10 protein-coding genes and 1 pseudogene are annotated in these 11,775 nt (G+C 64.1%); 8 read left to right on the top strand and 3 right to left on the bottom strand.

The genetic code is table 11. The annotated features are described in order from the left end of the window. Positions 1-704: 704 nt before the first annotated feature. From IVA87_RS23215 to IVA87_RS23205, 3 genes are all read left to right on the top strand, one after another. Entirely contained in the window at positions 705-1,418 is a 714-nt protein-coding gene (locus IVA87_RS23215) for a Crp/Fnr family transcriptional regulator (protein WP_247304219.1), read from the top strand. Between the two features lie 135 nt (positions 1,419-1,553). After that, positions 1,554-1,931 (top strand): Hpt domain-containing protein, encoded by a 378-nt coding sequence (locus IVA87_RS23210; protein ID WP_247304229.1) that lies wholly within the window; start codon positions 1,554-1,556, stop codon positions 1,929-1,931. A gap of 201 nt (positions 1,932-2,132) precedes the next feature. After that, a complete protein-coding gene (locus IVA87_RS23205; RefSeq protein WP_247304220.1) occupies positions 2,133-2,381 on the top strand; it encodes a hypothetical protein in 249 nt (82 codons plus the stop codon). Positions 2,382-2,439: 58 nt separating this feature from the next. Here IVA87_RS23205 and IVA87_RS23200 read toward each other — a convergent pair whose 3' ends face one another. Beyond that, positions 2,440-3,063 (bottom strand): helix-turn-helix transcriptional regulator, encoded by a 624-nt coding sequence (locus IVA87_RS23200; RefSeq protein WP_247304221.1) that lies wholly within the window; start codon positions 3,061-3,063, stop codon positions 2,440-2,442. Positions 3,064-3,398: 335 nt separating this feature from the next. Here IVA87_RS23200 and IVA87_RS23195 point away from each other — a divergent pair, with 335 nt between their 5' ends. The 3 genes and pseudogenes from IVA87_RS23195 (at position 3,399) to IVA87_RS23185 (ending at position 6,862) form a co-directional block, all read left to right on the top strand. Next, positions 3,399-4,562 (top strand): hypothetical protein, encoded by a 1,164-nt coding sequence (locus IVA87_RS23195; protein ID WP_247304222.1) that lies wholly within the window; start codon positions 3,399-3,401, stop codon positions 4,560-4,562. A gap of 377 nt (positions 4,563-4,939) precedes the next feature. Next, positions 4,940-5,326 (top strand): annotated as a pseudogene (locus IVA87_RS23190) (hypothetical protein); the annotation flags it as partial. Positions 5,327-5,653: 327 nt separating this feature from the next. Then, positions 5,654-6,862: an EAL domain-containing response regulator gene (locus tag IVA87_RS23185; protein WP_247335087.1), complete on the top strand. Its 1,209-nt coding sequence runs from the start codon at positions 5,654-5,656 to the stop codon at positions 6,860-6,862. A gap of 83 nt (positions 6,863-6,945) precedes the next feature. Here IVA87_RS23185 and IVA87_RS23180 read toward each other — a convergent pair whose 3' ends face one another. Continuing rightward, positions 6,946-7,800 (bottom strand): NAD(P)H-dependent oxidoreductase, encoded by an 855-nt coding sequence (locus IVA87_RS23180; protein ID WP_247335084.1) that lies wholly within the window; start codon positions 7,798-7,800, stop codon positions 6,946-6,948. Between the two features lie 90 nt (positions 7,801-7,890). Between IVA87_RS23180 and IVA87_RS23175 the strand changes: the two genes are divergently transcribed. After that, positions 7,891-8,829 carry a LysR family transcriptional regulator gene (locus IVA87_RS23175; protein ID WP_247304225.1) on the top strand — a complete coding sequence of 313 codons (939 nt, stop codon included), beginning with the start codon at positions 7,891-7,893 and terminating at the stop codon, positions 8,827-8,829. Positions 8,830-8,839: 10 nt separating this feature from the next. Here IVA87_RS23175 and IVA87_RS23170 read toward each other — a convergent pair whose 3' ends face one another. Next, entirely contained in the window at positions 8,840-9,700 is an 861-nt protein-coding gene (locus IVA87_RS23170; protein WP_247304227.1) for a DMT family transporter, read from the bottom strand. Positions 9,701-9,859: 159 nt separating this feature from the next. Between IVA87_RS23170 and IVA87_RS23165 the strand changes: the two genes are divergently transcribed. After that, the gene (locus tag IVA87_RS23165; RefSeq protein ID WP_247335082.1) at positions 9,860-11,227 is read left to right on the top strand and encodes a PLP-dependent aminotransferase family protein; all 1,368 of its coding nucleotides are present in this window, start codon (positions 9,860-9,862) and stop codon (positions 11,225-11,227) included. Positions 11,228-11,775 lie beyond the last annotated feature (548 nt).

Genomic DNA, 11,775 nt, shown 5'->3' with positions numbered 1-11,775 from the left:
CGTTGTTCGGCTCCTGCTCGAACTTCACCAATTGATTGTCGACGGTGTCCAGGCTCTCGCTGGTCTCCGTCAAAAACTCCCGCAACAGATCATCCATGAGGTACGCCTTACTGAGCTGGACTTCCGCGGCTGAGCCGCGCTTGGAATCGACGGAAGCCCTCTTTCGATCGTTAGACATCCCCTTTCACGGTCCCGTTAATTTCAGCCTCCGTGCTAATACGGATATTGAAGACAAGTTTGCCGTTCGGCGGCATGCCATGGCACATTTCGGCAAAACCGGCACCGGACCGCGACGGGGAAAGGGCGTGAGGTAAACGCGCCAATTACGGCGCAACGGCGCGCGCGAGAAAGTTCTATCCGTGAAGACGATAGGCACGGCCTGCGTGAAATTGAATGGAGCCGGCGCGCGATCGCGCCCGACCTCACGAGGGCCGCTTCGTGCTTTGCCGAGATCCGCAAAGTTCGGGTTTGCGGTAAACGAACCGTTACCCCGTGGCCGGTGCGGCTCGTTCCGCGCTAACCAGCCGCGCGGACGAGTCGATCTCGGCGCCGGCGGGCGCCGCGCTGATGCACGTCTACTTTCCGCACGACGTGTCCTCATGCCGAGGCCGGACATCTTGTCCCAATTGCTAACATAGCCCAACGTGAACATGTTGGAACTTACTCGCACAAGGAGCGATGGTTCAGAAGGCGAGGAGGCAGCTTTGGAAACGACGGGGCGCCCATCCAACGGTTTCCTGTCTGCGCTGTCGGCAGACGATTATGAGCTGATCCGCCCGCACCTGCGTGCGGTCGATCTGCCCCATGACGCGGTGCTGGTCGAGGCCGGCGAGACCCTCAAGCGCGCCTATTTTCCTCACCGCGGCGTCATCTCGCTGGTGGTGAAGCTCGCCAAGGGCGAGCATGTGCAGGTCGCGATGATCGGCCGCGACAGCCTGCTCGGGACACTCTCGACGATGGGCGATGCATGCGCGCTGAACACGGCCGTCGTACTGATCCCCGGGGTCGCATCCATGATGGATCTCGACCGGCTGCGCGGCGCGGCCGACCAGAGCAGCAGCTTGCGGACCTTGCTCACGCGCCACGGCCTTGCCGTCTACGCGCAGGTCCAGCAGACCGCAGGCTGCAACGCCGCCCATTCGGTGGAGTCGCGGCTGTCGCGATGCCTGCTGCACACCCACGACCTGTCGGGCGACTACCGGCTGCTGCTGACCCAGGAGGCCATGGCACAGATGATAGGGGCGCGGCGCAACAGCGTGTCGCTGGTCGCCAACACCTTGCAGCAGGCCAATTTCATCCACTACAGCCGCGGACACATCCAGATCATGAACCTGGACGGCCTGCGTCAGACCGCGTGCGAATGCTACGCCACCGTGAAGGCGCATTACGACCGGCTGCTCGGCCGGCGCGCGTGGTAAACCGACGGCTAATGCCGGCCCGCAAACACGAGTCGTCCTGCTTCCGGAACTGAAATCCGGATGCCGTAGACATGGCGAGCCTCGCACCGATCCCGGCCCGCGCGGCATGGAATCGTGATCGAGGCAGGCCTGGCCATGTTTGAAGTGAGCGTCGCGCCAGCGCAGAATGTGCTCGATGGCGCGCCCGCGCGCGACCCGAATGCTTACGCCACGCTGGTGCGCGAAATCGGCGAGATCGGGGCCCGCGAGGTGCTTGCGGTGTTCTGGAGCGAGACCTGCGCGCGCCTGCAACTGTTGCGCACGCTCTCGGGCGAGCAGCACCAGGCGAGGCTCGCGCGCGAAGCACATTCGTTGAAGAGTACGGCCGGCACGTTCGGCTATGCCAGGCTCGCGGCGCTGGCGCTGCGGCTGGAGAAGTCCGCGCAGACGCTTCACGACACAGAACTCTGCGAGCTCCTGGACCTGATGGATGCCGCCTACGCCGCGGCGCGCGCGCAGGAACCGGAAGGCTAGAGCCATTTCCGTTCCGATGGAATCGAAGCGGACGTTCTACTCCTGGCTTGACGCGTTTTCTTGACGCGCACCGGCATCCACTTCGCTCGAAAACGCTGTAAACCACCCGCGCGTGCATTCCCGCCGTACTTCTACGGCTTGGGATTTTCACAGATGGCTAATCATAGCTGGCGATAGTCGCGAGAAACCAGGAGGGTTTCCATGTTCACCTACGAGACTGCGGACCAGAAGGAGGTCCGTCGCTTCCGCATCGCTCAGTTCAACGGCCGGATGGCGACGGTGAACGCTGGCGGGTCGACGGTAACTGGCTTCGTGCGCTCGGTACTCGAGCAAGAATCGAGCATCCCTCCCCGCTGGACCATCACGATCATCCCGAACGCACCGAAGGACGAGCCCAAGCCGCTGCGGCCCGTATCGCGCACGCGCCCCTTCGCCGAAGACTATTTCTGAGCGGGATCGGCGTTCTCCCGGGCCGCGCCGCCGGCCGGGCACAAAGCGACCATCAACCTCAATCGATCGAATGCAGCAGCGCCGCACGGACGAGGTCCGCGGTGTTGCGCGCACCGAGCTTGCGCATCGCCTCGGCGCGGTGGCTTTCGAATGTGCGTGGGCTGATCTGCATCCGAAGCGCGCCCTGCTTGTTCGAATAACCTTCGCTGATCAGCCTCAGCACCTCGCGCTCGCGCTTGGTCAGCCGCTTCTGGCCCGACAGGCCAATCAATTCGGCGCTGGGCACGCGCTGCGGCAGCGGCACGCGCGGGATCCGCGCTGCGGCGTCCCCGGTCCCGGATGGGATCGGCAGGCCGCCCTTGTGAGGACCGGCAAGCTGCTTGACGAGGCCGCAAACGCGCTCAGTCTGCGCCAGCGCATTCTCGACAACGCGCTGCAAATAGGCGCGGTCGCCGGTGACGGGCGCGAGCTGATCGCTATGATGCTTGATCTCGCCCATGTAGAGCAGGAGCGCAGTCAGGGGGCCGTTGAGCTCGCGGGCAATGGCGGCGGCCATGTCGTCGGCGGCCTTGGCACGGACGGCGTTCAGGCGGACGAAATCGAGCTCTTCAGCTGGAGCAGCGCTGCGTTCGTACCATTCCGACGGCCGCGAATCAGTGGCCGTATCATTCTGTGACGCCATGTCACTCGTTTAGCGGAACCGAGCCCGGTCTGTGATTAACTTTTTGCTCCGTAAGACTACGGTGATTTCGGCAGCTTTGCGCTAAATCCGCGGCGTCGGCACAATTTATGCTTGCACGGCGCCGCTCTCGGCCACGCTGAGGTTGAGATTTCGGCTCAGATTCTGGAGCAGGCGGGCGAAGAACCCTCAACCGGCACCTCCGCTCCTGCCAGTCCCCCGGATTTTACGGATTAATTAACGGCGACTTGCTTCTCTAAGCGAGGTTGAGAGCGCGCAAATGCCTCCACGCATTGGGCCCGCAAGCCTGCGGGAGACGCTGCGAAAGATTGCGTGCCATGAACGAGATCGATCGGCTGTCGGAATTCTTGCAGAGGCTGACGCCGATGTCGCGGAGCTGTCTGCTCAGCGAACTCGAGCGGCTTGAGCTGTGTGGCATCGACATGCCGGGCTCCGCCGACATTCAGTCCCGCTTGCGCGCCGAGTTTCGCAAGGACGGATCGGCCCATTCGCGCGCCACCAGCCCCTCGCGCTATTTCTTCGCGCCGCTCGAGCTGCTCCTGATCGATGGCGCACCCGAGCACGCCAATGCGGGGCGGATCTCACGCAACACCCTCACCCCGATCTGGGAGTGGATCTGCCGCGACCTGCTGCCGACCATGGCCCGCGACTACATCAAGGCGATCAACGACCAGGTTGCCGCCAACAACCCGAAGGAAGTGCAGAAAATCGCGTCGACCTTCCAGACCAAGGTCCTCAAGGTCCTCGAGAGCACCCTGGCGTCGGCGGAGAGCGCCCAGCTCGCACGCGCCAAGCTCGCGCAGTACACCGCATCGCGCACCGCCTTCGACGACGTGATGAAGATGCTGGACGTGCTGCGCGCCGGCGACGCGCTGCCGAAATTCAACGAAAAGCTGCCCGAACGGATCGCGAAGTTCGATGACAACCAGGTGGCCCAGATCACCTTGCAACTTGACGCCTTCAGGAAGTCCCATCCCCGCGCGATGCCCTTCGCGCTGACACTGGTGGCAAGGCGGCTGAAGACGCCCTGGCAATTGGTACGCCTCGCCACCAAGGCCGCCGCTAGCAAGACCGCCGCAGACGTCGCCGCCGCGCCTTATGCCTGCGTCGTCCCCATGGTGCTCGACCGTCTCGACGACAAGCGCCTCGCTCTTCGGGTCGCGCTCCGGCACAATCGCGTGCTGGTCGCCCGCGACCTGCTCGCCGAGATCTACGACACCGAATACGCGCTCAAGGTCCGCATCGATGGCATCGAACATTGCGATTGGGGCATCCGCCTCCAGCAATTGATGGACGCGATCGCGGCGCTGGTGTCCGCCGAGGTCAGCCGCTTCCCCGCCAATGTCGGTCACATTCTCGGATCGCGCCGGCTGCGCAGCCACGATACCCTGGGTGGCAAGCTGACCTATCTGGCCTGGAAGGGACGCGACGCCATGCAGGACGGCGCGGCGGCGTTTCGCAAATTGATCGGGCAGACCTGATATCGGTCAGTCATCAAGCGCGAGGGGCTTTCGCGTTATCGGTGAGCGATCATGTCCTAATGCGCGCGCGGCAGGCACAGGAAGCGATCGAGAAATCGGCCCGACAGCACGAACCTGAACCACCAATACATCATTCGCCGCATCGTCATTGCTGCACTCCTCGACAGCCCACCACCGGCTGGGCGGAGCAATAGCGCAGGCGCGGCAATGCGCATGTGATGTGTTTCACATTTGTGCCGAGGGACGGGACGCATCGTCGCAGAACCGTCACGAGCGAAGGTGGAACATGCCCGTATCGCGCGAAAATGAGTTCCGCGGCCGCAGCTGTCCCTCCTATCCTCCGATGCAGTGAAAGAACAAACCGCAAGGAGGTCCCGATGAGATCGCACCGACGGATCCTGACGATGGTGACGTTGCTCGTGAGTGCGCTCGCGCTCACATCGACGACGATGGCGCAAACGACGCCGCAAGGCGATGCTGTGCCGACCGCCGACAACGCGGTGCTGCTGACCGTCTTCTTCAAGCACGATCAATCCCGGCCGCTGCGCGAGCTGAATACGCAACTCGAAAAGCAGGGCTTCTACAAGGCGTTTCCGCCGCCCGGCGTCGAGGTCTTGAGCTGGTATGTGATGATGGGCATTGGCCAGGTGATCACGCTGCGCCTGCCGGCGTCGCGGCTGCGCGAGGTCAACCGCGTGATCGAGGACACGGCATGGGGCCCTTACCGCACCGAATTCCATCCGACCTATGACTACAAGGCGGTGGCATGGCCCAACACGAAAAAGCCGCCGGAAATTAATTCTCTAATCGCCCTGTCATTGCAGCAAACGGCTACGCAACCGCATCGCTCGATGCGTGGCATCGGCGAGCCGCGCTTCGATCGATCGCGCGGGAGAAATTTAGCATGCGCTGGCTGTCGTTGTCCGTGCGGTGCCTGAGTATGCAAATTCTTTTCGAAGATTCTGTCGACAAATTAGCTCGAATTGCAGCGCTTAACGTTACTCAGATAATTCAACAACGATGTGAAGCTCTCCTTATTTGAACCCACGCTCGCCGTTTATGAAACTGTCACGGAACGGGAGTGGTATGAGATGAACGATGGGATTATTGAACTCGTCGGACGAAGGCCTGTGACCTTCGGACGGCGAAAGGTGACGCCGCGCGCCTGCGTGGCCGACAGCAAGCGCCACTTGCGTGCGTTCCTCAGTGAGGTGCTCGAGGATCTGGGCTTCGTCACCAGCGAATGCGCCAGCGCGGACGAGCTGCAAACCGTGCTCGCCACCGAATTGCCGGACCTGATCCTGCTCGGCGTCGCCACCGATGGCATCGAGCCGGGAAGATTCCTGGAGATTTTGGTGCGCGAGGCATTTGCGGGGAAGGTTCTCGCGGTCGGCGCCCGCGAATCGATCATCGTCAGGGCCGTGCGGCAGGTCGGCGAGGAATATGGCCTTGCGATGCTGCCGCCGCTGACCACGCCTTTTGCCGCGGAGACGCTGCGCGAGCGTGTCGCGATGCTGCTGCCGGAGGAGCCGACGCCGAGCCCGGCCGTACATGTCGGCGAGGCCTTGCATGCCGGCTGGCTGGAGCTCTGGTACCAGCCCAAGATCGACGCCCGCACGCTGATCCGCAGCGGCGCCGAGGCGCTGGTGCGAATGCGCCATCCCACCTGGGGCGTCGTGCCGCCGGCCTATTTCATTCCCGAGGAGCACGATCCGCATCTGCGTGACCTCTCGGAATTCGTGATCGAGCGCGCCATGCAGGACTGGCACTATCTGCTGGAGCAGCAGAGTCCGGTCGATCTCTCGATCAACCTGCCGGCGTCCTACCTGAAGGAGCCGCAGGCGGTGCGCGATCTCTGTCGCCGCATGCCGACGCATCCGGCCTTCGGCGGCTTGACGATCGAAATCGACAGCCAAGAGGCGACCCGCGATCTCGACCACCTGACGGAGATCGCGCGCGAGGTGGGTCTGCACAATATCGGCCTCGCCGTGGACAATCTCGGCGCCGACTGGCCGGCGCTGATGGGCCTCGACAAGATTCCCTTCGTCATGCTGAAGGCGGACCGGCATTTCGTCACCGGCAGCGGCAATGACCGGCTGAAGCGCACGGTGTGCCGTCACATCGTCGAGCTCGCGCAGGGCTACGGCGCGCGCGTGGTCGCCGAGGGCGTCGAGAGCCGCACCGACCTCGTCGCCGCGAACGAGCTCGGCTTCGATCTCGTGCAGGGCTTTCTGTTCGGCAAGCCGATGCCGCTGAAGAAGTTCGCCCGCTCGACGCTGACGAAAACGGTGATGGAGTGAGCTCGTTCGCGGCTCGTACGTCGCTGGAGACGCGCGAGAATCGTCAAGCTCGCGCGCGTTCGCCGGTCTGCCTGGCAGGGCACTTACGCTATTGCGGCGCTGATATCGGTCGGCGACTGCACGGCGCCCGGCTCACCACGCGAGACGCGCGCCTCGGCTCGCTCGAGGTGAAGCGCGAAACCGTTCGCCTCGGGAGGCTCGAGCCCGGCGCGCAGCTGCATGCTCGGAATCAGGTAATCGCCGCCGTTTTGGCGCCGATAGGGAATGGGCGAGGCCGTCGCAAGCGTTCTCATCCTCTCGCGCAAACGTTCGGCGATCGCTTCGAAACCGGCTTCGCCGAGCTTGTCGGCCTTGTAGACAACGAACGGCGGCAGGACGTCATAGCCGGGGTAATAGAGGATGCCGTGATTGATCGGAAACAGCAGATCCTCGATCGGCCCATTGATCCCCCGGGCCGAATAATGCTCCTGCCAGCCGCCGGCCGTCACGATCAGCATCGCGCGCTTGCCCGCTAGCGTGCCCTCGCCGTAGCGGTCCCCCCACCGCTTGTCGCTGTGCTCGCCGACGCCATACGCGAAGCCATAGGCGAACACGCGGTCGACCCAGCCCTTGAGGATCGCCGGCATGCTGAACCACCACAGCGGGAATTGCAGAATCAGCGCGTCCGCCCACAGCAGCTTCTCGATCTCGCGCTTGACGTCAGGAGTGAGTGTACCAGCCTCGAAGGCCTGCTTGGATGCAGCGGCGGGCGCCAGCCGCGCGTCCGCCGGCAGCGACGGGAAGTCGGCGCGATCGACCTCCGATTTCCAGCCTTGGGCATAGAGGTCCGTCACCCGCACCTCATGGCCCTGGGCCTCGAGCTCTCTGGCGGCAACATCCCGGAGCGAGCCATTGAGCGAACGCTGTTCGGGATGCGCAAAAACAATCAACACTTTCATGATCAGCACCATTCGTTGACGATGTCCCGCAGCTAGCGCGGCGGGCTGCAAACCGGTAGATGTCGGCAATGGATAGAATTGTGCCGGAAAATGGATAAATCGGAGGTCACGCTCGAGCGCATGCGCAGCTTCGTGCGGGTCGCCGAGCGCGGAAACCTGTCGGCCGTCGCGCGCGAGCTTGATTTGGGCCAATCCACGGTGACACGGCACATCCGCGAACTGGAGCAAGCCGTCGGCGTGCCGCTGCTCACCAGGACCACGCGCAGGGTGACGATGACAGAGGAGGGGCGCCGCTACTATGCCGACTGCGTGCAGATCCTGCGCCTGGTCGAGCACGCCGGCGACGAGGCGCGCAGCACGCGCGATGCGCCCGCTGGAATGGTACGGATATCCTGCACTGCGGCCTTCGGCGTGCTGCACGTCAGCCGTTTCATCCTCGCGTTCCAGGACCGTTATCCGGACGTGTCGGTGGATCTCAGCCTGACCGACGAACGGATCGACCTTGTGAGGGAAGGTGTCGACGTCGCACTCCGTCTGGGGCCGCTTGCCGAGAGTTCGATGAAGCTCAAGTCCCTGGGACAGTCGCGGCGGGTGCTTGTCGCCGCACCGACCTATCTTGCCGAGCGTGGCAGGCCCGCGCGTCCGCAAGACCTCGCCTATCATCAGGCCATCAGGATGTCCAACATCGCCGGCAGCGATGTGCTTGTCCTGCAAGGACGTCGTGGCGGCCGCCATGCGGTCCCGTTCGCCGGACGGTTGCGCGTCGATCACGGACTTGCCGCGCGAGAAGCGCTCGCGGCGGGCCGCGGGATTGCACCCGCACATCTTTGGCTCGTCGGCGACCTTCTCGCGACCGGCAGACTCGAACGCGTGCTTGCGGACTATTCGCCGCCTCCCGTTCCACTGAACATGCTGATCGTGCCGGAGCGGTCCGGCGTCGCGCGGGTGCGGCTGCTGGTCGATTTTCTCGCCGAGCAGATCGCGCAAATCCCCGGGATCGAAAAATCGCCGGGCAGAAGGCAGGACTAGCCGGCCATCGTCACGCAAACCGCCGCGCGAAAAAGACGCAAACGACCACGAGGACGGTCGCGGCGATCATGTTCCAGGCAACCGGCTCGTGCAGCAACAGGCCGGCGAGCGCGAGACCGAAGAATGGCTGGAGTTGCTGCAACTGGCCGACGCGGGCGATGCCGCCGAGCGCGAGCCCGCGATACCAGAAGATGAATCCGACGAACATGCTGAAGACCGAGACGTAGGCAAGCCCGACCCAGGCGGGCGCGCTGACGCCGCTCCATGTCGGTGGCCAGGTCCAAATCACGACGGGCACCATCAGCGGCAGCGCGAGCAGCAGCGCCCAGGAGATCACCTGCCAGCCGCCGAGGCGGCGCGACAGCGCGGCGCCTTCGGCATAGCCGAGGCCGCACAAGATGATCGCGGCCACCATCAGAAGATCCCCGGTCAGCGAGCTTGAGCCGTCGTTCGACAGTGCAAAGCCCGCCACGGTCGCACTGCCGAGGACGGCGAACAGCCAGAACAGCGGCTGCGGCCGCTCACCGCCGCGCAATACGCCGAAGATCGCGGTCGATAGCGGCAGGAGGCCGATGAAGACGATCGAATGCGCCGAGGTGATGTGCTGGAGCGCGAGCGCGGTCAGCAAGGGAAAGCCGACCACGACACCGATGGCGACGATGGCGAGCGAGGCGAGATCCTGCCTCGTCGGCCGCGCCTGACGGAGCAAGCCGAGCACGGCCAGGCCTATCAACGCCGCAATGAGCGCGCGCGCGGACGTCAAGAACAGCGCCGAGAAGCCGCCGACTGCCACGCGGGTCGCCGGCAGCGAGCCGCTGAAGATGATGACGCCGAGAAGCCCATTGCCCCAGCCGCTGCCGGAAGATTGCATTCCTGTCTCGCTTTTGGCTCGCAATCCTGGCGCATCGCAGATGACAAGGCCAGCGACAGTTCAGTACAATCTGGCAAAACTGTATGGATACGGAAGACTATACACTTGGACAACGACGCATCAGCGAGAGGGCGCAACGGAACGCGGACCGCAGACGTGATGAGCGCGATTCGTGCCAAGGTCGCGGGCCGCGCGCTCGGTGCCGGCGACCGCTTGCCGTCGATCCGCAGCCTTGCCGCGACAATGCGGGTTTCGCCTTCGACCGTCGTCGAAGCCTACGACCGTCTGGCTGCGGAAGGGTTGATCCGCGCCCGCCGCGGCTCGGGCTTTTACGTCTCGCCGGCAATCATGCCGCCGCTCGCATTGACCGAGGCCGAGCCGCGCCGCGCCCGGGAAGTCGATCCGTTCTGGGTCTCGCGGCAGTCGCTCGATGTGGACACGACGGTGCTGAAGCCCGGCTGCGGCTGGCTGCCGCCGGAGTGGATGCCCGAGGCAGCGCTGCGACGCGCCATCCGCGCACTCGCGCGCGCCGACGAGAGCCTGTTGACGGATTATGGCAGCACGCGCGGCTCCCCTGCGCTCCGCCGGCTGTTGCTTGCGCGCCTCGCGGAAGACGCGATCGAGGCGTCGGTCGACCAGCTCATGCTGACGGGTTCAGGCACGCAAGGCACCGATCTCGTCTGCCGCTTCCTGCTCCATCCCGGCGACACCGTGCTGGTGGACGATCCCTGCTACTTCAATTTTCGCGCCTTGCTGCGGGCGCATCAGGCAAAAATCGTCGGCGTGCCCTACACGTCATCGGGGCCTGATGTTGCAAGCTTCGAGCAGATCCTCGCCAGCGAGCGGCCGCGGCTCTACATCACCAATTCAACGCTCCACAATCCGACCGGCGCGACGCTGTCGCTTCCGACCGCGCATCGGCTTTTGACCGCGGCCACCGCGCACGACCTCACCATCATCGAGGACGACATTTTCGGCGACTTCGAGCCGGAACGCTCGCCGCGCCTTGCTGCGCTGGACGGTCTCAATCGCGTGATCCGCACCGGCAGCTTCTCCAAAACACTCTCGGCCTCGGTGCGCTGCGGCTACATCGCAGGGCGAGCCGACTGGATCGAGCAACTCGTTGACCTCCAGGTCGCAACCAGCTTTGGCGGCCCGAGCCCGGTCGCGACACAGGTCATCGCAACGGTGCTGGCCGGCGGCAGCTATCGCAAGCACATGGACGAGCTCAGGCAAAAGCTCATGCGCGCCCGGCGCGACGTCGCGCGCAAGCTTCAGGCGCTCGGCATCGAGCCATGGCTGATGCCGCGCGGCGGCTTCTTCCTATGGTGCCGTCTCCGGGACAGCCAGGATGCTACGGCAGTTGCACGCGCGGCTCTCGAAGCGGATGTGGTGCTGGCACCCGGCAACGTCTTCAGCGTGTCGCAGACGGCGTCGCACTTCATGCGGTTCAACGTAGCGCAGATGAGCGATGCGCGAGTATGGGATGTGATGCGGCGGGCGTTAAAGGCGGGTGGCGCGGCGTGACTTGGGCAGCCCCGTGACAGTCAGGATCACTTCGCCCGTCCAGCGATCCCTGCCCCTCCAACATCGACAGCGCGGACAGGACTCTCTCTCGGAATCAATACACCTTCTTCGTGCGGGCAACCGATAATTCCGTCGACCACCGCTATCGATGCGCACCGAATGCCGCTTAAGAAAACCGACAATTTCCGCAAGCCTGGTCTTATCCGACCGCACATCTGCGGATTCGAAAGCAAACGGCGCAACTCAGGCTCGGCTCCTTCAGCCCGGATACAGGAGAGACAGCAACCTTGGAAGCGAACGTGTTGTCAGGACCGTAGAAGGCGATCGTCCGGACGGCAAAACCGCGCATGCGCTGGTTCTTTCGCAGCCGTTTGTCAGGCCGCGGCCCGATCTTCATTGGCGTGACCAAATCCGCTCGCGGAATTCCTCGACCGGTACGCTCCGACGTCTGAGCGGCCCGAGACATAGGTGACATTTCGTACCGGACAGACGGGTTACACTTTCCGCTTTTGTTCTGCGGGAGGTGTAGATGCCGTGGAAAGCGAGTT

The organism is Bradyrhizobium sp. 147 (genome assembly GCF_023073935.1).
In the GTDB taxonomy this organism is placed as follows: domain Bacteria; phylum Pseudomonadota; class Alphaproteobacteria; order Rhizobiales; family Xanthobacteraceae; genus Bradyrhizobium.
Note: the sequence above shows the minus strand (reverse complement) of the source record. Positions and strands in the feature narration are given on the sequence as shown.